Raw genomic sequence first — 24,459 nt, 5'->3', positions numbered from 1 at the left:
TGTGCAGGTCCAGAAGATCAGGCAAGGCGGTAATTCGGCGATTCCCGGGTGATCTGCACGTCATGCACATGGCTTTCCTTTAACCCCGCCCCGGTGATTTTCACGAATTTGCACTGGCTGCGCATCTGCTCGACCGTGGCACAGCCGGTATAGCCCATGGCGGCGCGCAGACCGCCGACCAACTGATGGATCACCGCGCCCGCGGACCCTTTATACGGCACCTGGCCTTCGATCCCTTCGGGTACCAGCTTGTCATTGGCCGCGTCCTTCTGGAAATACCGATCCGCCGATCCGCGCGCCATCGCCCCGATGGACCCCATACCGCGATAGGCTTTGAAACTGCGGCCCTGGTACAGGATCACCTCGCCGGGGCTTTCATCGGTGCCGGCAATCATACTGCCCACCATCGCGCAAGAGGCCCCTGCCGCGATGGCCTTGGCAAAATCGCCCGAGAACTTGATGCCGCCATCGGCGATCACGGGCGTCTCGCCCGCAGCTTGCGCACAATCCATGATGGCGGTCAGTTGCGGCACACCCACACCGGCCACCATCCGCGTTGTACAGATTGAACCCGGCCCGATACCCACCTTGACTGCATCCGCTCCTGCGTCAATCAGGGCACGTGTGGCCTCGGCTGTGGCCACGTTGCCCGCGATCACCTGAACTTCATTCGACAGCGTTTTGGCCCGCGTCACCGCCTCGATCACCCCGGCGCTGTGGCCATGCGCGGTGTCGATCACCACGATATCCACCCCGGCATCCACCAACGCCTGCGTGCGTTCGAACCCGGCTTCGCCCACCGATGTGGCGGCCGCGACACGCAGGCGGCCCAGATCATCCTTGCACGCGGTCGGATTCAAAACCGCCTGTTGGGTGTCCTTCAAGGTCAGAAGACCCGTCAGCTTGTTGTCGGCATCGACCACAAGCAGCTTTTCAATCCGGCGCGCGCGCATCAGGCTGATCGCCTCTTCCCGGTCCGCAGGTTCGCGCAGGATCGCCAGGTTGTCAGAGGTCATCATCAGGCTGACAGGCGTGTCATCCGACGTGGCAAACCGCATATCGCGGTTGGTGACAATGCCCATCACGCGGCCCTTGTCATCGACCACCGGGAACCCGGTAAAATTATAACGCTCAATCAAGGCCTTGGCGTCGGCCAGCGTCTGATCCACCCGCAGCGTCACGGGGCTGTAGACGATGCCGGATTCGAACCGCTTTACCCGCCGCACTTCGCGGGCCTGATCCTCGACGGACAGGTTCTTGTGAATGACCCCCATGCCGCCCGCCTGGGCCATGGTGATGGCCATCCGGCCTTCGGTCACCGTGTCCATGGCCGAACTCAACAAGGGAATGTTCAACGCGATGGTTTTGGTCACCCGCGTGCGGGTATCCGCTGTGGCCGGCAGCACTTCGGACGCGCCAGGCACCAGCAATACATCATCAAAGGTGAGAGCCTCTCGAATCTCCATCGGAATCCCTTTCCACGGACAGCATCGTTAGGCACGTCCCTATTGCACGGGTTCCGTTTGGGGGAAAGCCCAAATCGGCCAGGACGTGCCCGTTCGGTTCGGCCTTTACCTTGCAGATCGGCTGGACCACTGTCGGGAAAAACAAGTCACGAGGATCACCATGACCCATGGATACGAGGCCGGACGCCTGAATCTGCCCTTTACCGGAATCTGCACCTTTGCTCGCAGCCCCTATCAGGACGATTGGAGCCACATTGACGCCGATGTCGCGATTCTGGGTGCCCCCTTTGACGCGGGGACCCAATGGCGCGCAGGCGCGCGGTTCGGTCCGCGCGGGGTGCGCGAGGCCTCCACGCTGTTCAGCTTTGGGCATGCCGGGGCCTATGACCACGAAGACGATGTCACGTATCTGGCCAACACGCGGATCGTGGATCTGGGCGACGCCGATATCGTGCATACCGACACCGTGCAAAGCCACGCCAATATCGCCAAAGGTGTACGCGCCATCCGCGCCGCCGGGGCCCTGCCCGTGGTAATCGGGGGCGATCATTCGATCAACATCCCCTGCATTGACGCGTTCGAAGGCCATGACCCGATCCATATCCTGCAGATCGACGCCCATCTCGATTTCGTCGATGAACGGCACGGGGTGCGCAATGGACATGGCAACCCGATGCGCCGGGCCTCGGAAAAACCATGGGTGTCCGGGATGACCCAGGTCGGCATCCGCAATGTCAGCTCGACCGCGCGCGAAGGCTACGAAGACGCCCGCGCCCGGGGGTCGGATATCCTGTCGGTGCGCCAGGCGCGGGCGCTTGGCCCCGATGGCGTTGCCAAGCGGCTGCCGCCCAAGGCACCGATCTATATCACCATCGACATTGACGCGTTCTGCCCCTCGATCGCACCGGGCACCGGCACGCCCAGCCATGGCGGGTTCCTGTATTACGATGTGCTGGAATTGCTGCAGCACGTCGCCCGCTCACATGACATCGTCGGCATCGACCTCGTGGAAGTGGCCCCGGATTACGACCCGACCGGCTCGACCTCCATCCTGGCCGCCCAGGTCCTGATGAACCTGCTCGGCTTCATCTTCGACGCACGGAGCACCCGCGCCTGAGCGCCGAAAATCCGCCGACCCTGCTGCGCGCGCAAAATCCAGCTTGCAAGCGCAGCGCCACCGGCGTTCATTGAAGGAAAAAAACGCAGACACAGGCAGACCCATGACCGATCCACTTGCGGGCATCAGAATCCTTGACCTCACCCATGTGCTGGCGGGGCCGTTCTGCTCGATGTCGCTGGCCGATCTGGGTGCCGAGGTGATCAAGATCGAACGCCCCGAAAGCGGGGATGACACCCGTGCCTTTCCGCCGTTCGTTGGCGGCAAATCTGCCTATTTCGCAGCCATCAACCATTCCAAGAAATCCATCGCGCTGGACCTCAAATCCGACGCTGATCGCGACATCTTCGAACGGCTCTTGCCGCATGCCGACATCATTCTGGAAAACTTCCGTCCGGGCGTGATGGAGCGGCTTGGCTATGGGTATGACGACCTTCACGCGCAGTTTCCGAAACTGATCTACGGCGCGGTGTCCGGGTTCGGCCACACCGGACCGGACGCCAAACGCCCCGCCTATGACATGGTGGTGCAGGCGCGCGGCGGCGTGATGTCGATCACCGGCGAAAAGGGGCGCGACCCGGTACGCGTCGGGGCCTCCATCGGGGATATCATCGCGGGCATGTACCTCGCGCAGGGGGTCTTGGCCGCATTGGTGGACCGCACGAAAACCGGGATCGGGCGCAAGGTTGATATTGCCATGCTCGATGCGCAACTGGCGATCCTCGAACACGCCATCGCCATCACAACGGTCACCGGAACTCCCCCAGTCCCGACGGGCGCGCGCCATCCCAGTATCGCCCCGTTTGAAACCTTCCACGCCAGCGACGGGTTGTTCGTGATCGCGGCGGGCAATGATGTTTTGTTCGAAAAGCTCTGCGTCGCGCTGAACCTGCCCTTGTCGGACGATCCGCGGTTCGCGACCAACCCCGCGCGGGTGGACAATGCCCGCCTTCTCAAACGTCTGATCGAGGCCGTGACCATCGACAAGACCCGCGCCCACTGGATTGCCAAACTCGGGGCAGCCGGGATTCCAAGCGGGCCGATCCAAAGCGTCGATCAGGTCTTGCGGGATCCCCAGATCCTGGCCCGGAACATGGTGGTCGATGTGTTGGATCGCAATGGACGCCCGGCGTTCAAGGCTGCGGGCAACCCGATCAAGATGTCCGGTCTCGGCGATCCCGCCGTGCGCACAGCGGCCCCCGAACTGGATGGCAACCGTGGGGAAATCCTGCGCTGGCTGGCGGGTACGGCGGGAAAGCCTTTGTAAAAAGGCTTAGCCGCCTTTTTCCAAAAGGCGGCATCCCGGTTGTTCACCGGGCCAAGTGCTTTGCAAAGCTCTTGGCACCGTCCGCACCATTATCCTCTTGTTTACAACTACTTGGGCATACCCTCCCCCACGATGCGCATCGAGCGGGAAGGGTCACTCCCATGCCGCGACACGATCCTGACACGCGGGTTTTGTGATGACAAAATTTCGTGAACCAACACTGTCCCCAGGTCGCGGAGCGCGGCAGGGTATTGGTGGTTCATGACATTGCAAAACACGCACTCTCTCTGACGCCGGAAGGCCGACCATGAGAGACCGGTCTGAACAGGCTTTGGTATCCCCAAAGTACAGGTCCCGCATTGAATTGCGGATACACGAGAGAACCGTCAGCACCTCAAGCGGCGCCGCTTTCTCCAAGGATCACACGCAGATCCCCTGCCCGTCCAAAGACGGCGCGGGGCGATCGGCGTTACTGGTACTGCGCCGCCGTGATGAATTCCCCAAACGCCTCACACCAGATCAGAACAGTGTTATACGCGGTCACGTCCACGCCGTCCGGTATGTCCAGCAGGAACCCGCCAAAGCTTTTCACATCGCCGATCTGCACCGCGTCCGACTTGATCGGCTCGAATTCATCTTCATGTTCAACAAATTGCTTCAGCAGATAAAGCTTGTAATCCGGCCCCGGTGCCAGCGCACCTTCATGCACGATCATATCCGATGACACACTGATCGTGCCTTCGCCCCAATGCAGACGGTCACTGCCCCGCAAATCTCGTGTCAACGTTGCTGAAAACTGCGCCTTCGCCGCTTCCGCCTGAAGCACCGCGGCATCGGGTGCCGGGGGCGCGGTCAGGATTGGCAAAAAGTAGATCCCAAGCGCAAAACCAACGGCCAATGCCACGCCATGTGTCAGGAGTGCCAGGATAATTCGCATGCCGCCCGCCTATTGTTTAACCCTTGCACCGTCGCATTGTTCTGGTGGTCCGGTCAACGATGCGATGAATGCCGCTCAACACCAAGATTGTGACGCAATTCTCCTTTTTCCAAACCCGTGCGCGCCTATGATCCACAGCAATCACACACACAGGGTGTTCCATGTCCAACCAAGATCCTCTCGTCGTTTTCACCCCCTCCGGCAAACGCGGGCACTTTCCCGTGGGCACACCGGTCCTGACCGCCGCCCGGCAGTTGGGTGTGGATCTGGATTCCGTCTGCGGCGGGCGCGGGATTTGTTCGAAATGCCAGATCACCCCGTCTTACGGTGAATTTCCTAAACACGGGTTAACAGCCGCCGACGGCGCATTGTCCGACTGGAACAAGGTCGAGGCGCGGTATGATGAAAAGCGCGGGCTGAAACCGGGGCGGCGTCTGGGCTGTCAGGCGCAGGTCATGGGCGACATCGTCATCGACGTCCCGCCCGAATCCCAGGTGCACCGGCAGGTTGTACGCAAGGCCGCCTCTGCGCGGGTGATCGAAATGGACCCGGCCACGCGGCTTTACTACATCGAAGTCGACGAACCCGACATGCACGAACCGACCGGCGATCTCGAGCGCGTCGCGCGCGCGCTCAAGGCGCAGTGGGACATCGACACCGTCACTTGTGCGTTCCCGGTCCTGACCGGGCTGCAACCGATCCTACGCAAAGGCCAATGGAAAATCACCGTTGCCCTGCACAAGACCCACCACGCCGCCACGCCCACGATCATCGCGGCGTGGCCCGGCCTGCATGAAGGCGGGCTTTATGGGCTGGCGATTGACCTCGGCTCCACCACCGTCGCGGCGCATCTGACGAACCTCGATACCGGCGAAGTTGTCGCCAGTTCCGGCATCATGAACCCGCAGATCCGCTTTGGTGAAGACCTGATGTCCCGCGTGTCCTACGCAATGATGAACCCCGGCGGCGATATGGAAATGACCCGCGCGGTGCGTGAGGCGATCAACACGCTGGCCACGGAAATCGCGGCAGAGGCGCAGATCACGCCCGACCTGATCCTTGAGACGGTCTTCGTCTGCAACCCGGTCATGCACCACCTGCTTCTGGGCATCGACCCGGTCGAACTGGGTCAGGCCCCGTTTGCGCTCGCCACCTCCGAGGCGATGAACCTCACGGCGGCTGACCTGCACCTCAACGCCCTGCCCGCGTCGGCGCAGATCCACATCCTGCCCTGTATCGCGGGCCATGTGGGGGCGGATGCCGCCGCTGTCGCGCTGTCCGAAGAGCCGGGCAAGTCCGAGGACCTTGTGCTCATCGTCGATGTCGGCACCAACGCGGAAATCCTGCTGGGCAACACTACGCGCGTGCTGGCCTGTTCGTCGCCCACCGGCCCCGCGTTCGAGGGCGCGCAGATCAGTTCCGGGCAACGCGCCGCCCCCGGTGCGATCGAGGCGATCCGCATTGATCCCGTCACCAAAGACCCGCGCTTCAAGGTCATCGGCTGTGACCTCTGGTCCGACGACCCGGAGTTCTGGACCCAGACCGCAGGCACCGGCATCACCGGCATCTGTGGGTCGGGCATCATCGAGGCCGTGGCCGAGCTGCGCATGGCGGGGCTGATGGACCCCTCGGGCCTGATCGGGTCCGCCGCGCAGACCGGGACGGCGCGCAGCATCCCGGAAGGCCGCACCCATGCCTACCTGATCCACGACGCCACAGCGGACGGAGGCCCGCGCATCACCGTCACCCAAGGCGACATCCGCGCCATTCAGCTTGCCAAATCCGCTCTTTACGCGGGCGCACGCCTTTTGATGGACGAAATGAACGTCGACACCGTGGACCGCGTTGTGCTGGCCGGGGCGTTCGGGGCCCACATCTCAGCCAAACACGCGATGGTTCTGGGAATGATTCCAGACGTTCCTTTAGATAAGGTTACCAGCGCCGGAAACGCCGCCGGCACAGGTGCGCGCATCGCCCTCTGCAACCTCACCGCCCGATCCCATATCACCCGCACCGTCCGCGAGATCACCAAGGTCGAAACCGCCATCGAGCCGAAATTCCAGGAGCACTTCGTCGCCGCCAACGCCATCCCCCACGCCACCGACCCCTTCCCGGAGTTGGGGAAAGTGGTGACACTGCCGGTTGTGGGGTTCAATGCGCAGGGGGATGGCAGTGATGGGGGGCGTGTGCGGAGGAGGCGGCGGGGGTGAAATTGAATGCATATTCTCGGTCGCGCTTGGGATCATGTTGCGAGCTTTTAGCCAATACATCTTTAGTTTCTTATTTGAGCGCCTACTCGATAATTCAGTATGGGTCGCCCGCTTATACTGGCGACAATTTTTAGGCTCAATATTCGCGTAGTTGGGTTAGCGTGATCTATTCTTTCAAAACAATACTTCAATAAACTCCATGCATGATGTATTTTTAGAGTCGAAGCATTTATTGGTACCGAGAATTCTTCCTTAATCACTATTCCTCCTCTATATCTTTCAAAGATACAAGATGCTTGTTCTGTGGAATCGGAAAATTCGAATGCCCTTTCCTTTGTATATGCCCAAACCCCAAGCTCAGAAATAAGAACGTCTAATCCATGACGGTCATCGATAGCATCCAAACGCACTGTGTCAAAGTGTTGTAGGTTCTGCGCGCAAGCTTCAATTGCGTTTATAAGCACCGTTCGACATAGCTTTGAGGATAGTATTACTGTTGGGTAACTCATATTTATGGTAAGAGCGGGCTCCTTGTTCAATCGTTTTGTATGAACAATTAATTTCGTCTCAAATCCAGTGCTCGTTGAGATATCCTGGAACATTTTTAGGCTATCTTTTGAATAGATATCAGATATGGAGCTATTGATTACGACCTTCGAAACGATTGCTTGTAGCAATTGAGCTGGTTGCTTGTACTCGTCATGCTTGTTGGGATCCCATCGATTTGGGTTTTTTAGAGAATGATGGCGGAGACGACCACGTAAATTGATTATGCATTTCACCTTCTTCTCATCTGTAGCTTCGGGAGAAAACAATGGCTCCAAATGCTTAGATTTTGCCGCTCCATGAGAAGAATACTCCTTGATGGACTCTTTCAAAGCCGATATGAAATGCCCCGCTTCCAACAGTAACTTTGTCTGTAAATTTGTTTGCGTCTTACCGTCACAGTAGCGAGTCTCTAGAAATAAGAAGAAGTGATTATAAGCGTCGATGTATCTTCCCACTTCGAATGCCAACCGGCCATCGCGATAGTGTGACGTATACTCAATTCGCTCTACATCAACATCTTTTACACAAAAGGCTCGTCCAATCTGTTCGAAATCACATTCGTTATTCAGGCTTTCATATGAACCTTTATATGATTTAAGAAGAATTTTCTCTTCTTCGTCGGAGGTTTCGGGGTGATAGCTGACTTCATATTCATCGAAATTAATATCAAAGATCTGAATACCACTTATGACCGTTTGCCACTTCAAGATTTCATTTATGGCCAACTGAACATATTCGTCACTTCTAATCGTGATGCTTGCTGAGACACCTTCGTCGGCTCCCATTGCAACTAACGGTGCGTGCTTCACATCCACCCCGTCGACCGATAGTAAGATCTTAATAGCCTTATTTTTTTCTCGCTCGATTAGGAACGTTAGATTGTCACGCGTAATCGGCCAACCCTCCATGACCTCAACGTGGTTTTTTATTGGAAAGCCTACGGTTATTCTCACAGATAAGTCTCAAGACTGTTTCAAGGATTAAGGTGGTGTTAGCAATGGTCAGCGAATTGTATCGCGCAAAGCACTACCAGCAAAATCACAAAATTTCGGGTGCGTGCAAGCGCATATCCTACGACGCTCCCATTATCCGGTTTCATGTACCCTACCCGAACAGCGGCGAAGCCGCCGGGTGATCGCCAGCCCGTTCCGGCGGGATGGCGATTTGGCTTGGGTCTCGCGTCTCCCATCGGACCGGCGGGCTTGGCTGGCATAAAGCGCTTTGGAGCAGCGGTTGGATCGCCCTCCCAAGGGCTGGCGGTCGCCCGGCTTGTGTGATTGTCGTAGGGCGGGCTTTTGCCCGCCTGTTCGCTCCGTGCCGGGCTTAAGCCCGGCCTACGGGAACGCGTTCTGGCACAGGCCAATCCCCAATCAATCCCCTTCGGCGATCCCGCGCGCCTTGCGCTCTTTCGCGCGTTCTCGCCGCGTCCGCCAGCTTGGCAGCACCACCAAAATAACCGCAATCACCAGCAGGCCGAGGGTCATGGGGCGCTCCCAGATGAAAGAGATGCCGTCGTAAAGCTGCATGGAGCGGGAGAAGTTGTCCTCGAGCATGCCGCCCAGGATGAACCCGATCAGCAGCGGGGCCAGCGGGTAGTCGGCGAATTTGAGGATCGTCGCGCAGATGCCGAAGCCCACGAGGATCAGCAGCTCGGTCGCATTGTTCTGGCCGATATAGGCGCCCATCAGGGTGAAGAACAGGATGAACGGAATGAGGAACGTGCGCGGCACGCTCAGGACCTTGGCGATGTAGGGGATGAGCGGCAGGTTGAGGATCAAGAGCACGAGGTTGCCGATGAACATCGACATGATGACGGCCCAGAACACCTGTGGTTCGTCGATCATCAGGCGCGGGCCGGGAGTGACGTTGAGCGCAATGAGCGCCCCCAGCAGGATCGCCGTGGTGCCGGAACCGGGGATGCCCAGCGTCAGGAGCGGTACAAACGACCCGGTGCAGGCGGCGTTGTTGGCGGTCTCGGGGGCGGCGAGGCCCTTGATCGAGCCTTTGCCGAACTCCTCCTGCTCCTTCTTCGGCGCGATGTTGCGTTCGACCGCGTAGCCGAGGAAGGACGCGATGGTGGCCCCTGCCCCCGGCAGGACGCCGATGAAGAAGCCTTGCACCGACTGGCGGCCGATGACGGGCGCGATGGATTTGGCCTCTTGCCGGGTGATGCGCAGGTCCTTGATTTCGTTGTCGGGGCCCGCGGTGTCGCGCGGTTTGAGGACAAGGAACAGCGCCTCGGGCAGCGCGAACATCGCCATGGCGAGCGTGATGAAGCCAAAGCCCGACTGCAGGTCCATCAGCCCCATCGTAAAGCGCGGCATGTTGAAGAGCGCGCCTTCGCCGACGGTGGCCATGATGAGGCCCAGAAGTGTCATGAGCAGCGCCTTGGCCACCTGCCCGTTGCCCGCGAAGGCCGCGATGGCGGAGAGGCCCACAACCATGAGCGCGAAGTATTCGGCAGAGTGGAAGAGCAGCGCGACCGACGACAGCGCGGGCGCAAAGACCATCAGGAGAAGCGCGCCAATGGTGCCGCCCGCGAAACTCGCGATGGCGGCGATGGTGAGCGCCTTGCCCGCCTTGCCTTGGCGGGCCATCGGGTAGCCGTCGAAGCTACTGGCGACGGTGCCTGCAACGCCCGGCGCGTTGAGCAGGATGGAGGAGGTCGATCCCCCGAAGATCGCGCCGTAGTAGACACCGGCGAGCAGGATCAGAGCGGCGGACGGATCGCCCATGGAGATCGCCACCGGGATCATGATCGCGATGATCGACATGGGGCCAAGGCCAGGCAGCATCCCGATGAATGTCCCGATCAGGCAGCCCCCGATCACCATGATCAGGTTCTGCAGCGAAAAGGCCGTTTGCAGGCCGATCAGAAGTCCTTCGAGCATGTCAGCCTCTCATCATTGCGGGCAGCGGGGCCATGAAGATGCCAAGCACTTCGGAGACCAGATACCAGACGCCCCCCGTGGCAATGGCGGCGACCACGATCATCAAAAGCCAGCGTCGTTCGCCAAGGATGACCGACCCGAGGATCAGGAAGCCTGCCGTTGCGCCGATGAACCCGATGGGGCGGAGCAGCAGCGCGTAGGCGACCATAAGGGCCAGCAGCAGGAGCGCCTGCCCGAGATTGTATTCCCAGATTTTGCGGTAGTCGATCTCACCGATCTTTTCCTCCCCCTTTTCAAGGCCGAGGACGATCACGAGCGCCGCCCCCATGGCAAGGATGCTGAGCACTTTGGGGAAGGTTGAGGGCCAGATCGGGTTGCGCTGCATGAAGGGCGGTAGGCCCGCGTCCATGGTGAACCACGCGGCGTATCCGTAAATGCCGCAGATGCCCAAGAGCACCAAAGCAATCCATCTGTCGAGTGCCATGTCTTTCCCCTCCCATTGTGTTTTGGGGGCGCTGCCCCCATTCGCCTTTGGCGAATTCCCCCGAGGTATTTTGGGCAAGAGGAAAGACATTTTTAATCAAATGCCGATATTCCAAGGACACGGTACAGGCTGAGGAGCCGATGACCGTGCAAGGGGAAGGTTTTGCCTTCACCAATGGGAGGGGAGCACAGCCTCCCCTTCCTCTTGCCGAAAATACCTTAGGGAGCGCGAGGGGTGAAACCCCTCGCACAAGAGTATCTGCGCGGCGTCAGCCGCACATTTGGATCAGAGGAAGCCGAGCTTCTTCATCAGGTCACCGATGACCTTTTCCTGTTCTTCCAGGAACGCTTTGAAGTCATCGCCATTGTTGTGGATGTTCACCCACCCGTTGCGGGCGCGAACGTCTTCCCACTCCTCGGTTTCGTACATCTTGGTCAGAGCGTCCTGATACATCGCCAGTTTGTCTTCCGGCAAACCGGGCGCCCCGAAGAAACCGCGCCAGTTGACGAATTCGGTGTCGATGCCCTGCTCTTTCATGGTCATCGCATCCGGTGCCGCGTCGACGCGTTCGGGGGCTGTGACACCGATGATCTTCACTTCGCCCGCATTGGCCAGATCGACCGCCTCGGAAAAGCCGGTGGAGAGCGCTGCTATTTCGCCTGACAGCAACGCCGCCATGGCTTTGCCGCCCGCGTCATATGGGATGTATTTGACGCCCAGTGCGTCCTTGCCCGCCGCTTCCATCACCATGGCCGCAACAAGGTGGTCCATCCCGCCGGGAACCGAACCGCCGCCGATGGCGGTTGCGCTTGGGTCCCCGTCATAGGCCGCAAGCAAATCATCCATGGAATTGATCGGGCTGTCTTTGGACACAACCATCGCGGCATAGTCGCCAATCGTGCCGGCCACCAATGTCAGGTCCCGGAAATTGTGCGGGAACACCCCTGTGAGCGACCGGATCACGATCGGTGTGGAGTTCACCATTAGCGACCCGTGGTTGCTTTCGGCGTTTTCGATCAGGTAGCCGATGGCTTTCCCGCCGCCGCCACCGGACATGTTTTCGTATGATGCAGAGCCAACAAGGCCCGCATTGGTCAGCGCTTCGCCCGTGCCCCGCGCGGTGCCATCCCAGCCACCACCGGCGCCGCCGGGGATGATGAAGTGGATGCTGTCCACAACCTGATGGCCGTCCGCGAAGGCCGGTGTTCCAAAGCTCAGCGCGGCAACAGCCGACGCCATCAGGGCTCGGCGGCCCAGTTTCAGTGGTTTCATTGTGTTTCCTCCCATTTGACAACCGTCCGCAGCGCGGCTCAGTTGACCAACACAACCATGACAACCTGACACAAACCTGTCACGGATGAAAAAGACTGGGAAAACGCGATGCGATTTCTGCTAGTGGAAGACAATGAAGAGCTGGGGGCGGCGATCGCATCCCGCATGAGCTTTGACGGGCATGTTGTTGATCATGCGCTGACAATCGCCGATGCGTCCGGGTTTCTGGAGACCGGCGAGTATGACCTGATCCTGCTTGATATCATGCTGCCCGATGGCGACGGCCGCAGCTTTCTCAAGGCCCATCGAAACAGTCAATCGGACACGCCTGTCATCGTGCTGACCGCGCGATCACAGGTATCCGACAGAATCAGCATGCTGGATCTTGGCGCGGATGATTACGTGACAAAGCCCTTTGACCATGCCGAATTGCAGGCCCGCTGCCGTGCCGTTCTGCGGCGCAAACACGGGACGGCACAGACCGTCGTGACGCTGGGGGACGTGACATTTGACCCGGTCGCGGGACATATCACCGTACATGGCACGCAGACGTTCTTGCGCAACCGCGAACTGCGTTTGCTTGAGGTCCTGATCACCGCGCCGGGCCAGATCTTTCCCAAGCAGAAACTGGTCGACCGTCTGTTTTCCTATGATGACGATGTGTCGGAGAACGCGGTTGAGGTATATATCGCGCGCCTGCGTAAACATCTCGAAGGTTCGTGTCTGACCATCACCACGCATCGTGGTCTGGGCTACCGGCTGGACAATGTCTGATCCGCTGCGCGTCTCGGGATCCCTGCGCAACCGGCTGGCGCTGATCCTGATTGGCGGGGCAGCGATCCTCGCTTTGTTTCTTGTGCTGCTGGTGCGCAGCTATGCGGCACAGATCGCGCAACAAGGGCAGGATCAGGTGCTTGGCGCGTCCGTGACCTCGATCCTTGATACGGCGATTATTCAGGATGGGCAGGTGGAAGTGGATTTTCCCTATTCCGCCTTGTCCATGCTCAGCACACCGTCGGATGATCGGGTGTTTCATGCGATTTACCAGGATGACACCTTGCTGTCCGGCTACGCAAGCCTGACGCGCGATGCCACCCGCGCGCCGGCCCTGCCCGCCTACGCCACCGCCGAGATCATGGGCACCGCCGTGCGCCGCGCCAGTGCCAGCCGGACGCTGATCGGCGCAGACCAGCGCACGACGATCACGGTGATTGTCGCCCAGACGCAGGATGCGCTGTCGGGTACACTGAACCGGATTTCGCGCACCGTTGCCGGGTTCGGGATTGGGTTTTTCCTGCTGGCCACGGCTCTGGCGCTTTGGGCCAGTTCCAGCACCATCGGCCAGTTGCAGCGTCTGACCCAGTCGGTCACCAAGCGCGGACCGCAGGATTTGCGCCCGTTCGACAAGCCGGTGCCAACCGAGATGGTGCCACTGGTGTCTTCGCTTAATACGTTGATGGGACGGCTGGATCAGTCGCTCAATCGGTCCGAGGATTTTATCGCAGAGGCCGCGCACCGGGTGCGCACCCCGCTGGCCACGGTGCGGTCCCATGCCGAAGCCATGTTGCAGCGTGTCGGACGAGAGGAAAACCGGGCGACCGTGCGGTCCATGATGCGCGCAATTGATGAAAGTTCACGCGCAGCCGGGCAGTTGCTGGATCATGCGATGATCACCTTCCGCGCCGACCACCTTGAGCGCGACACCTTTGATCTTGTGGAGCTTGTGCAGGACCTTGTGGTGCGGTTGACCCCGGTGGCCGAATTGAAGGACGTCACGGTGCGTCTGGACGGGCCTGAACCGGTTGTGATCTCGGGGGATGCCATTCTGGTTCAGAACGCGGTGCGCAATATTCTGGACAATGCACTGAAATACGCGCCCGGTGACAGTCTGGTGCTGGTGCGCGTCACCAATACGCCGACGCCGCAAGTGGTGGTGGTGGACGAAGGCCAGGGCTTTCCCCATGCGCAGATTGACACCCTCGCGGACCGGTTCACGCGCGGTGACAATGCTGCCGGGACCATCGGGTCCGGTCTGGGTCTGACCATTGCGCAGGACGTGGCCGAGGCGCATGGCGGTATTCTTGATCTGAGCAACCGGCCGGAGGGCGGCGCATGCGTTACATTATCGTTCTAATTGTCTGGGCCGTGGGCTTTGCCGCGCAGGCGCAGGACTGGGAGGATCAACAGCGGTTTGGCCCTCAAACAGACCAGCCCCCGTTGCGTGTGTTGTCGAGCACGGACACCGATCTGTTTGCCCCGGTGGTCGACAGCTTTCTTGCGGCATCTCCGGGCGTGTCCATCGAGTATCTGGTGACCAGCACGGCCAGTCTTGACCGGATCTTTCGTGCCGCGCCGGATCAGTATGATGTGGTCATCTCAAGCGCCATGGACCTGCAATTGAAGCTGGCCAATGACGGGTTTGCCCGGCGCTTGGACGGGCTGGACCACCCCGACTGGGCGGAATGGCGCAACAGCCTGTTTGCCTTTACCCAGGAACCCGCCGCCATCGTGGTCAACCGGGCCGCCTTTGAAGGGGCCGCGATCCCGCAAACGCGGCAGGATCTGATCGAGACGCTGCGCGCCGATCCGGACCGGTTTCGCGGGCGGCTGGGCACCTATGATGTGCGGCAATCGGGGTTGGGATACCTGTTTGCCACACAAGACGCGCGCGCGTCCGAGACCTACTGGCGCCTGATGGAGGTGATGGGCGGGTTGCAGACCCGGCTTTATTGCTGTTCCGGTGATATGATTGACGATCTGGCCGATGGCAGTATTGCCGTGGCCTACAACGTGCTGGGCAGCTACGCCGTGGCGCGTGACGACATTTCCGACAGGATTCACGTGATCCTGCCGTCTGATTTCCCCACCACCATGATGCGCACCGCGCTTGTGTCCGGTTCGACGACGCAACCGGATCTTGCCGAGGCGTTTGTGGCTCATCTGATCTCGACCCAATCACAAGGAGGCGAAAACACGCCGTTGCCGCCGCTCAAATCCGGCGAAGAAAATGCCGGAAAAGCGATCATCACGCTGGAGCCTGCCTTGATGACCTATCTTGATGCCCAGAAACGCAGGGTCTTTTTGCGCGAATGGGAAAACGCGATGATTCAGAGCCCGTGAAATCCGGAACAATCTGCGGATCGGTTTTTGCCGCCAACACCGCTTGACGCGCCTGTGCGCTCTGCGTATCCCGGCCTTAGCGCGGGTATGGTGAAAAGGTATCACGCGAGCTTCCCAAGCTTAAGTTACGGGTTCGATTCCCGTTACCCGCTCCAATCTTCACAATTTCAGGACGATGCCGCTTTGTGTGACGCGGTGCATTGCGCCTGACGGTTCTGTCTTTACACTTGGTCACAACGCGCCGACCGCGCGCGGCAGAGTAACCAGCAAGGGGGCGGTGATGCCCAAAACGGGTCAGCTTTATATCTTTGGTGACAGCCTGTCAGACGATGGCGCGTCTGCGGTACAGCTTCAGGACGAACCGATTGACCTGTTTTTCGCCGGGCGCGCGTCCAACGGTCTGGTCTGGCACGAAAACATCCGCAACGATCTGGCGGTCGCGCCCGCTGCCACGTCGATCAGCCAGGCCCCGAATGCGCAGGGATTCCTGAGCGGGTCCGATCTGAACGGGATCAACTTTGCACATAGCGGTGCGGTGTCGGATTCAGACAGCAAACCCACCCTGCCCGGTGCCGTCCAACAGGCCGAAGGTTTTGCCGCGCTGGTGGCGTCCGGCGATATCCCGGCCCCGGATGATCAGGATGTGTTCGTGATCTGGATTGGTGGCAATGATTTCCTGCAGTTTGCGGATGCAAACCTCGTAGAACTGTTCCAGATCCTGAATCTTGGCCCGTCGATCACTCAAAACATCGAAACCACGGTGGAAACGCTGCAAGCGGTAGGCGCGTCGAATTTCCTGATCCTGGGGCAGCCCACGGTTGGCGGGGCGTTTCTGGGCAACCGGGCGGCGGAAAGTCCACTGATCGCCTCGCTTTGGAACAATATCGCCGAAGGCTTCAACACCCGATTGGACGCCTATGTCGACGACTTGAACACCACACCCGGGCAAAACGCGCTTTTCATCGACATTGCGGCGCTGGTGGAAGAGATCGAGGACACGCCAGAGGCGTTCGGGTTCGACAATGTCACCAGCGATATCTTCGCCGATGATGCGGCTCTGGACGATCAAAGCTATTTCAGCGTTGACGGCATCCACCCCACCGGCGCGGGCCATGCCGTGATCGCGGCGCATGTCGTGGCCGTTGCCGACACGGCTGGCTTTGACCTGACCGCGCTGGCGGGCAACGTGGTGCCGGGATCGGACCGCGATGACATGCTGTCCGGAACGCAGGGCGATGACAGTTTCACCGGCGCGGCTGGCGATGACATCCTTGACGGACAGGGCGGATCAGATCTGGCGGTGCTGTCGGGACCGCAAAACCTATACACCTTGTCGATTGACACCGAGATCACCCTGACCGACCGCAGTGGCGCTGACGGGACAGACACGCTGATCGACATCGAAACGCTTGATTTTGACGGTCAGGGCTTTGCCCTTGGCAAGTTCGATGGCGGCACCGCGTTGTCGACCGAGGACCTGCGCAGCCTTGCCGAGGTCTATCTGAGTTACTTCGACCGGGCACCGGATGCCTTGGGGCTGGCCTTCTGGGCCAACGCGTTTGCCGATGGGCGAACCCTGCCCCAGATCGCCGAGGCGTTTGCCGCATCCGACGAGGCGCAAGTGGTTTTCCCTTTGGACGGACCGGATGCCACGTTCGTGACCGCAGTCTACCAGAACGCCCTGGGCCGCGCCCCGGACGATGCCGGATTTGCGTTTTGGTCCACTGCCTTGGCCAATGGTGCGGTCAGCCGTGGGCAATTTGTGCTCAAGGTTCTTGAGGGCGCGCGATCAGAGGCTCCCGATGGTGCGGACGCTGGCTTTGTGGCGCAGAAAGCGGCGGATCAGGCATTTCTCGATGCGCGGATTGATATCGGGCTTTACTATTCGGCCACTCTGGGTCTGAGCGATCCGGATCATGCCACCGAAATCCTGAACCTCTTTGACGGCAGCGACAACAGCCTGACCGCCGCGTTGTCTGCCGCAGACGCGCGGTATGACGCGGCTCTGGCAAGCGACGGAACCGGCGCATTTCTCGTGCAGCTTGTCGGCCTGGCAGAGGACCCGTTCATCGTCTGAACGGGTTTTGCCGGAAAAGGACGCCATTGGCAGATAAGACGCTTTCTGCAAGACTGCACATATCCCGACTGCCCTTTTTGAATAGCCCCTTTCGTTCCGCCTTATTTGAAAGCGCCCTGTCTATGGTTCACCAACCCTTTCATGCCGCGCACGGTGCTGCGGTCTGTCCGATGTGTCATCAACGGCTGGACAAGACGACAACGGCTCGCAACGGGGTTTGCGACCGTCCCGCCTGCCAGACCCGTAAACGCGTGCAGGACACGGCTGCGCTGGTCAAATCGGTGGAAGATGCCGACGCACAGGCTGCGGCGATTGCGAAGACCCGCACGCAAAGGGTGATCAAACAGGCGGCCGCTGAAATCGGGCACCCGGACTTGCGGACAATCGCCACCGGGCGAGCGCCCTACATTGATCTGCCGATCATCCCGCTGCCGGAACCCCACCGGATAGCGTTCGAAACTCATTTGAAGACGGTGATCGACAAAAGCTTTGACGCCGCAGACGACCCCGATGACCTGCCGCGCCCGGACGAGGATCCCGACTACGCCACGCGCCGCAAGGACGAACAGCCCGAACCCTTTGTCTACAATGCCGCCTGTATCGCCTGTCAGGGCGATTGCTGCACGCTGGGAGGGGATCGGCACGGTTTTCTGACCGAGGAGACGATGCATTACATCCGTTGGACGCATCCCACCAAAAGCCGCGATGACATTCTTGAGATGTACCGCTCTTACTATCCCGAGGCGTCGACCAAGAACAGCTGTGTCTATCACGGCGCGCAGGGCTGCACCCTGCCCCGGCATTTGCGGGCCGATATCTGCAACACGTTCCAATGCCCGTCCCGTCGGGCCTTGATCGCGAACCACGCGCGCAAGCCGCGGAACGGGGCTGTGGTAGCCGGTCTGAGCGAGGATCACGCCGATGATCCCTCTGCAGGCGCGCAGTATCTTCGCGTCGTGTCGGTCTCTGCGTCAAACGAAGTCCGCGTGCATTCCCATCTCAAGTTGCCCGCGCTGCGCCCGCGCAAAACGCCGACCTGACAGCGCCGTCAGGCCTTGGCTTTCGTCGCGTCCTTGCGCTTTTTGGCTTCCTTCACCTTGATCGCCAGATCCTGCGCGATGGCGAAGGCGCCCTTGATCTTGTCGCTGTCTTTCGCCCAGTCGCGTCTGACCACGATCTTGTTGTCCTTGACCTTGGCAAGGCCCTTCTGATCGCGGATGAAATCGACCAGCCCTTCGGGCGATGCGAACTTGTCATTGTGGAACTGGATCGTGGCCCCCTTCGGCCCGCCATCCAGCTTGGCAATGCCCGCGCGTTTGCACATGGCCTTGATCCGCACCACAAGTAGAAGCGTGTTGACCTCGCGCGGCAGCTTGCCGAAGCGGTCGATCAGTTCGGCGGCAAAGCCTTCCAATTCCACTTTGGTGCTGAGTGACGACAGGCGACGGTAAAGACCCAGACGGACGTCAAGATCGGGCACGTAATCTTCGGGAATGAGAACCGGCACACCCAGATTGATCTGCGGTGCCCATTGGTCGTCGGCTTCGGACAGGCCCTCCATTTCCCCGGATTTGATCTTGGCAATCGCCTCTTCCAGCATGGATTGGTAGAGTTCGTACCCCACATCGCGCATCTGGCCGGATTGTTCTTCGCCCAAAAGGTTGCCTGCGCCACGGATATCAAGGTCTTGCGACGCCAGCGTAAAGCCAGCCCCCAGCGTGTCGAGACTGCCCAACACCCGCAGACGTTTTTCCGCCGTAGCGGTCAGCTTGGCCCGTGGTTTGGTGGTGAGATACGCATAGGCGCGGGTTTTCGACCGGCCCACCCGGCCCCGGATCTGATAGAGCTGGCTCAGGCCGAACATGTCGGACCGGTGCACCACCATCGTGTTGGCGGTCGGGATATCAAGACCGGATTCCACAATCGTGGTCGCCAGCAGAACATCGTATTTGCCGTCGTAAAAGGCGTTCATGCGGGTGTCCAATTCACCCGCCGCCATTTGCCCATGGGCCACGACATAGGATACTTCCGGCACCTGTTCGCGCAGGAATTCCTCGATCTCAGGCAGGTCACTGATGCGGGGAACCACGTAAAAAGATTGCCCGCCGCGATAGTGTTCGCGCAACAGCGCTTCGCGGATCGTGACGGCGTCAAACTCGGACACGTAGGTGCGGATCGCAAGCCGGTCGACAGGCGGCGTGCCGATGATGCTCAGGTCGCGCACACCTGACAGCGACAATTGCAGCGTGCGCGGGATGGGTGTGGCGGTCAGGGTCAGGACGTGGATGTCCGACCGCAACTGTTTGAGCCGCTCTTTGTGGCCCACCCCGAAATGCTGTTCTTCGTCGATGATGAGCAGACCCAGGTTCTGGAACCGGATACCCTTGGCCAGCAAGGCATGGGTGCCCACCACGATATCCACCGTGCCACGGGCCAGACCGTCCTTGGTTGCACTGGCATCCTTGGTCGACACGAAGCGCGACAGCGGACGCACTTCAAGCGGGAAGCCACGGAATCGTTCGGCAAAGCTTTTGTAATGCTGACGCGCCAGCAAGGTGGTGGGCGCAATGACAGCCACCTGTACACCGGACATCGCCGCAACAAACGCCGCGCGCATTGCCACTTCGGTTTTGCCAAATCCGACATCGCCACAGATCAGCCGGTCCATCGGTTGCCCGGAATGCATGTCTGTCATCACGTCTTCGATGGCGCGCAACTGGTCGTCGGTTTCCTGATACGGGAAGCGTGCGGAAAACGCGTCCCACGCGCCGGGCGGTGGGTCCATCACCGGGGCCTTGCGCAACGCGCGTTCGGCAGCAACGCGAATGAGCTTGTCCGCCATCTCGCGGATGCGCTCTTTCAGCTTGGCCTTCTTGGCCTGCCACGCGCCGCCACCCAGTTTGTCGAGCAGCCCTTCCTCGTGACCGTATTTCGACAGCAGTTCGATGTTTTCGACCGGCAGATACAGCTTGGAGGATTCCGCGTATTCCAGAAGCAGGCATTCATGCGCGGCCCCGGCGGCAGTGATGACCTCCATCCCCAGATAGCGGCCAATGCCATGATCCACATGCACCACCAGATCGCCGGGGCTGAGCGATTGGGTCTCGGTCAGGAAATTATCCGCGCGGCGGCGTTTCTTGGGGCTGCGGATCAGGCGATCGCCCAGCACGTCCTGTTCTGAAATCACCGTCAGGCGGCGATCCCCCCACGGCGCTTCGAAGCCGTGTTCCAATGGCCAGACCGTCAGGTGCAGACCATGCTTGCCTACGCGCGCAGCCGTATTGACCGGGATCGTTTCTGTCAGACCTTCGTCTTCGATCAGACCGGTCAACCGTTCCCGCGCGCCTTCGGAATAGGACGCAATCAACACCGGCCCGTCCGCCATTTTCTGGCGCACATGGTCGGCCAGCGCGGCAAACAGGCTGACATTTTCAAGCTGACGCTCGGGCGAAAAGTTGCGCCCGATCCGACCGCCTGCATCCACAACGCCGGGTCCGGAGGCCTGTGGCAGCGGATGGAACTGCACCACGCGCCGGTCGCCCAGGGCCTGCACCCAGGCGTCGTCATCAAGATAAAGCTGTTCCGGTGACACGGGTTTATAGACCGTATCCATCCGGGCCTTCTGAGACAGCGCATGTCTGCGGGTCTCGTACTGGTCCACGATCCCGTCCCACCGCGACAGGCGCGCCGGTGTCAGTTGATCATCCTGCGTGATGGTCACACCCGGAAGATAGTCAAACAGGGTCTCCAGCGTGTCATGGAAGAAGGGCAGCCAATGCTCCATCCCCGCCTGTTTGCGGCCCGCACTGACGGCCTCGTACAGCGGATCGTCACTGCCCGCCGCACCAAATTCAATCCGGTAGTTCTGGCGAAACCGCGTAATGGCGGCCTCGTCCAGAATGACCTCGGACACCGGGGCCAATTCGACAAAGTCGAGCTTTTCCGTCGTCCGCTGTGTCGCCGGATCAAACCGGCGCGCCCCGTCCAGCACATCGCCGAACAGGTCCAGCCGCACCGGACCGCCATCCCCCGGCGGATAGATGTCGATGATGCCGCCCCGGATGGCGTAATCGCCGGGCTCCAGCACCGTGGGGGCCTGGCTGAAGCCCATGCGCACCAGAAATGCGCGCAATGCCGCTTCGTCGATGCGGTTGCCCACACCGGCCTTGAACGCGGCTTCTGTCAGCACCTGACGCGCCGGCACCCGCTGCGTCGCGGCACTCATGGTGGTCAGCAACACATAGGTTGACGGCATCCCGTGGGTCAGCGCCGCCAGCGTCGCCATCCGCGCGGCCGAAATATCGGGATTGGGGGACACCCGGTCATATGGCAGGCAATCCCAACCGGGAAACAGGAACACCGGCACGTCGGGGGCGAAGATCCGCAAGGCATCGGCCATCTGGGCGGCCCGTTTGTCGTCGCGCGCGACGTGACAAACCGCGCCGCCGGCTTTTTCCGCTTCGGCCAGGACCAGTTTCGCGTCGAACCCTTCGGGTGCGCCGCCCATCGTGATGTGCTTGGATGTGCTCATAGCGGGGTCATGTGGCCCGCAGACCGGCCCACGTCAACCGCCCAAAACACCAACGCTGAGGTTTTGATACATCCCCCACATGGCGGTGATAAAGATCGACACCATGCCGATGGCCTGCACACTCAACCGGTGCCGGGAAAGTCGTTTGAAGACGGCGTCCAGATCGTGATCCTCGGTATGCAGGGCGCGTGCAGTTTGCACAGAGATCAGGCTGACCAGCGACATCGGGAACCCAAGCAGGAACAACGCCTGCGCAATCTCGACGCCGTAAACCCAGCCAAGGATCATGAAACCCGTCAGGAAAAACGTGCCCACGGTGATGATCCACAGCCCCGCCTCGTCCGCGATATACAGCAATCGGGTGGTATTGATGCGCAGCAAATCCAAAAGGTCCTCCGCCGCCTGCCCACCTTTGCGCCGGGCCCGGCCCACCATGTCATAAGGCACGCCCAGCACCCAATGGCTGGCCGAGGACCACACAACAGCAAGGGCGATCCAGAACCACAAGTTCGAAAAAGACCGCAAATCAATCAGCTCGAAGACGTTGGAGTACCAATCCAAAGCGGAAATTTTCCCTTGTTGCGACGGCCTTTGCGGGGCAGCAGGCCTTGTTCCAGCGGTCATTCCATGCCACCCAAATACGGCAAAGACAAGGACCGCCAAAATGAAACCGATCACCCCCGCTTTTCCCGCCACACGCCTGCGCCGCCTGCGCCGCACCGAAGCGCTGCGATCTCTGGTCCGGGAAAACACGCTGACACCTGCGGATTTCATCTGGCCGGTCTTCGTGCGCGATGGTGACGGCGTGGAAGAACCGGTGGCGTCGATGCCCGGTGTGGTGCGCCGGTCGGTGGACAAGGTCGTCGAAGCGGCGCGCGAGGCACATGCGTTGGGCATCCCGGCAATTTGCCTTTTTCCCTATACAGATCCGGCGCTGAAGACCGAGGATTGCGCCGAGGCCTGGAACCCCGAGAACCTGTCCAACCGAGCCACCCGTGCGATCAAGGACGCGGTGCCAGACCTGATGGTGATGACGGATGTGGCGCTCGATCCGTACAACATCACCGGCCATGACGGCTACATGGACGCGGATGGGTACATCGAAAACGACCGCACGGTCGAAGCGCTGGTGAAGCAGACGCTCAGCCAGGCGCGCGCCGGTTCGGACATCATCGGACCGTCCGACATGATGGACAGCCGGATCGGCGCGATGCGATCGGCGCTTGAGGGCGAAGGCTTTCAGAACGTGTCGATCCTCAGCTATGCCGCGAAGTATGCCAGCGCCTTTTACGGCCCGTTCCGCGATGCGGTGGGCGCGTCGGGCGCGTTCAAAGGCGACAAGAAGGGCTACCAGATGGATCCGGGTAATTCGGATGAAGCGATGCGGCTGGTGGCCCGCGACCTGAGTGAAGGCGCGGATATGGTGATGATCAAACCTGGCATGCCGTACCTAGACATCTGCCGCCGCACCAAGGACATGTTCGGCGTGCCCACCTTTGCCTATCAGGTGTCGGGGGAATACGCGATGCTGGCCGGCACTGCCGAGCGCGGCTGGCTGGACCATGACCATGTGATTCTGGAAAGCCTGATGGCGTTCAAACGCGCCGGGTGTGACGGGGTGCTGACCTATTTCGCCCCGGCGGCGGCCCGCCTTTTGAACGGATAGCAGAGATCAGCCACTTGTGATCCAAGCCGCGTGACAGAACAGGCGGTCATTGCTATAGTGCGAGGCAACCGGCGGGACAGCCGGACCTAGAGGCATCGGCAAAGAAAGAGCAGACAGATGACATCTCTGACACGACGCGAGCTGGCCCTTGGCCTGGGCGGCACTTTCCTTTTGGCGGGATGCGCCAATGGCGTGGGTGGCAATGGCGCGGCGCGGATCGACGCGCGCGTGGATGCAACCCTGGCCGAAATGTACCGCCGCTTCCCCGGCACCCAGGGACTGGCGGCGAATGCCAACGGGCTGCTGGTCATGCCGCTGGTCACCGAAGCCGGGCTTGGCATCGGTGGCGCGTTCGGGCGTGGCGCGCTGCGCGTGAACGGCGTGACGGTGGACTACTACTCCACCACCAAAGCCAGCGCCGGGTTACAGATCGGCGCGCAGCAATATGCGCATGTGTTGTTCTTTATGACCGAGGACGCGCTCATGGGCTTCCGTCGCTCACCCGGCTGGGCGGCCGGGGCCAACGTGGAATATGCAATCCCCGAAGGCGGGGAAACCATTGCCGCAGAAACCACAACGTCTTTGTCACCCGTGATTGCGGTGATCTTTGGCCAGGCGGGTTTGCGGTTGGGGGCGACGCTGGAAGGTGTGAAATACACACGTATCATTCCCTGATCCGTCTGTGATTGGGGGCGCTGCCCCCGGCCTTCGGCCTCCCCCGAGGTATTTAAAAAACCAGAGAAGACGAAAAACAGGTCCACCCCCTGCGCATCAGGCAGGGGGCTTCTCCGGTTACGGTCATCGGCGCCTCCGCCTGTACCGCCCCGGCACCATGGCGCATTAACCTTAACGCAGGGTTACCGGATGATGGC

The 24,459-nt window shown here is 60.5% G+C and carries 18 protein-coding genes and 1 tRNA gene; 11 read left to right on the top strand and 8 right to left on the bottom strand.

Going from position 1 to position 24,459, the window contains the following annotated elements; all coding sequences use genetic code 11:
* Positions 1-17 precede the first annotated feature (17 nt).
* On the bottom strand, positions 18-1,466 hold the full coding sequence (guaB, locus tag MWU54_RS00495; RefSeq protein ID WP_247080088.1) for an IMP dehydrogenase: 1,449 nt from the start codon (positions 1,464-1,466) through the stop codon (positions 18-20).
* Between the two features lie 160 nt (positions 1,467-1,626).
* On the opposite strand from guaB, the gene MWU54_RS00490 reads away from it, so the two are divergent.
* Both MWU54_RS00490 and MWU54_RS00485 read left to right on the top strand, forming a co-directional pair.
* On the top strand, positions 1,627-2,583 hold the full coding sequence (locus MWU54_RS00490; protein ID WP_247080087.1) for an agmatinase: 957 nt from the start codon (positions 1,627-1,629) through the stop codon (positions 2,581-2,583).
* A gap of 103 nt (positions 2,584-2,686) precedes the next feature.
* Complete coding sequence (locus MWU54_RS00485) at positions 2,687-3,850, top strand: CoA transferase (protein ID WP_247080086.1); 1,164 nt, start codon at positions 2,687-2,689, stop codon at positions 3,848-3,850.
* A gap of 469 nt (positions 3,851-4,319) precedes the next feature.
* Here the strand turns inward: MWU54_RS00485 and MWU54_RS00480 are convergent, their stop codons facing one another.
* Positions 4,320-4,787: a DM13 domain-containing protein gene (locus MWU54_RS00480; RefSeq protein WP_247080085.1), complete on the bottom strand. Its 468-nt coding sequence runs from the start codon at positions 4,785-4,787 to the stop codon at positions 4,320-4,322.
* A gap of 161 nt (positions 4,788-4,948) precedes the next feature.
* Between MWU54_RS00480 and MWU54_RS00475 the strand changes: the two genes are divergently transcribed.
* Positions 4,949-6,997 carry an ASKHA domain-containing protein gene (locus MWU54_RS00475; RefSeq protein ID WP_247080084.1) on the top strand — a complete coding sequence of 683 codons (2,049 nt, stop codon included), beginning with the start codon at positions 4,949-4,951 and terminating at the stop codon, positions 6,995-6,997.
* 62 nt (positions 6,998-7,059) lie between these two features.
* On the opposite strand, the gene MWU54_RS00470 is transcribed toward MWU54_RS00475, so the two are convergent.
* From MWU54_RS00470 to MWU54_RS00455, 4 genes are all read right to left on the bottom strand, one after another.
* Positions 7,060-8,499 carry a hypothetical protein gene (locus tag MWU54_RS00470; protein ID WP_247080083.1) on the bottom strand — a complete coding sequence of 480 codons (1,440 nt, stop codon included), beginning with the start codon at positions 8,497-8,499 and terminating at the stop codon, positions 7,060-7,062.
* Between the two features lie 417 nt (positions 8,500-8,916).
* Positions 8,917-10,437: a tripartite tricarboxylate transporter permease gene (locus MWU54_RS00465; RefSeq protein WP_247080082.1), complete on the bottom strand. Its 1,521-nt coding sequence runs from the start codon at positions 10,435-10,437 to the stop codon at positions 8,917-8,919.
* Between the two features lies 1 nt (position 10,438).
* Positions 10,439-10,921, bottom strand: coding sequence for a tripartite tricarboxylate transporter TctB family protein (locus tag MWU54_RS00460; RefSeq protein WP_247080081.1), 483 nt, complete (start codon positions 10,919-10,921; stop codon positions 10,439-10,441).
* Positions 10,922-11,206: 285 nt separating this feature from the next.
* Positions 11,207-12,193 carry a tripartite tricarboxylate transporter substrate-binding protein gene (locus MWU54_RS00455; protein WP_247080080.1) on the bottom strand — a complete coding sequence of 329 codons (987 nt, stop codon included), beginning with the start codon at positions 12,191-12,193 and terminating at the stop codon, positions 11,207-11,209.
* Positions 12,194-12,301: 108 nt separating this feature from the next.
* Between MWU54_RS00455 and MWU54_RS00450 the strand changes: the two genes are divergently transcribed.
* The 6 genes from MWU54_RS00450 to MWU54_RS00425 all read left to right on the top strand — a co-directional run bounded on the left by MWU54_RS00450 (position 12,302) and on the right by MWU54_RS00425 (position 18,430).
* On the top strand, positions 12,302-12,967 hold the full coding sequence (locus MWU54_RS00450) for a response regulator transcription factor (RefSeq protein WP_247080079.1): 666 nt from the start codon (positions 12,302-12,304) through the stop codon (positions 12,965-12,967).
* Positions 12,960-14,327: a sensor histidine kinase gene (locus MWU54_RS00445; protein WP_247080078.1), complete on the top strand. Its 1,368-nt coding sequence runs from the start codon at positions 12,960-12,962 to the stop codon at positions 14,325-14,327. The genes MWU54_RS00450 and MWU54_RS00445 overlap by 8 nt, the downstream gene beginning before the upstream one ends.
* Complete coding sequence (locus tag MWU54_RS00440) at positions 14,306-15,313, top strand: ABC transporter substrate-binding protein (RefSeq protein ID WP_247080077.1); 1,008 nt, start codon at positions 14,306-14,308, stop codon at positions 15,311-15,313. Before MWU54_RS00445 ends, MWU54_RS00440 begins: the two co-directional genes overlap by 22 nt.
* A gap of 81 nt (positions 15,314-15,394) precedes the next feature.
* Positions 15,395-15,468: transfer RNA gene (locus MWU54_RS00435), tRNA-Gly, on the top strand.
* 125 nt (positions 15,469-15,593) lie between these two features.
* A complete protein-coding gene (locus MWU54_RS00430) occupies positions 15,594-17,390 on the top strand; it encodes an SGNH/GDSL hydrolase family protein (protein ID WP_247080076.1) in 1,797 nt (598 codons plus the stop codon).
* Positions 17,391-17,512: 122 nt separating this feature from the next.
* Positions 17,513-18,430, top strand: a complete 918-nt coding sequence (locus tag MWU54_RS00425; RefSeq protein WP_247080075.1) for a hypothetical protein — start codon at positions 17,513-17,515, stop codon at positions 18,428-18,430.
* A gap of 8 nt (positions 18,431-18,438) precedes the next feature.
* Here the strand turns inward: MWU54_RS00425 and mfd are convergent, their stop codons facing one another.
* The gene (mfd, locus tag MWU54_RS00420) at positions 18,439-21,921 is read right to left on the bottom strand and encodes a transcription-repair coupling factor (RefSeq protein WP_247080074.1); all 3,483 of its coding nucleotides are present in this window, start codon (positions 21,919-21,921) and stop codon (positions 18,439-18,441) included.
* 33 nt (positions 21,922-21,954) lie between these two features.
* Positions 21,955-22,482, bottom strand: coding sequence for a component of SufBCD complex (locus MWU54_RS00415; protein ID WP_247080073.1), 528 nt, complete (start codon positions 22,480-22,482; stop codon positions 21,955-21,957).
* Between the two features lie 103 nt (positions 22,483-22,585).
* Between MWU54_RS00415 and hemB the strand changes: the two genes are divergently transcribed.
* Together hemB and MWU54_RS00405 are read left to right on the top strand one after the other, a co-directional pair.
* Complete coding sequence (gene hemB / locus MWU54_RS00410) at positions 22,586-23,587, top strand: porphobilinogen synthase (RefSeq protein ID WP_247080072.1); 1,002 nt, start codon at positions 22,586-22,588, stop codon at positions 23,585-23,587.
* Between the two features lie 117 nt (positions 23,588-23,704).
* Positions 23,705-24,262 (top strand): YSC84-related protein, encoded by a 558-nt coding sequence (locus tag MWU54_RS00405; protein ID WP_247080071.1) that lies wholly within the window; start codon positions 23,705-23,707, stop codon positions 24,260-24,262.
* Positions 24,263-24,459: the final 197 nt, after the last annotated feature.

This window comes from Marivita sp. S6314 (assembly GCF_023015985.1).
Taxonomy (GTDB): domain Bacteria; phylum Pseudomonadota; class Alphaproteobacteria; order Rhodobacterales; family Rhodobacteraceae; genus Marivita.
Note: the sequence above shows the minus strand (reverse complement) of the source record. Positions and strands in the feature narration are given on the sequence as shown.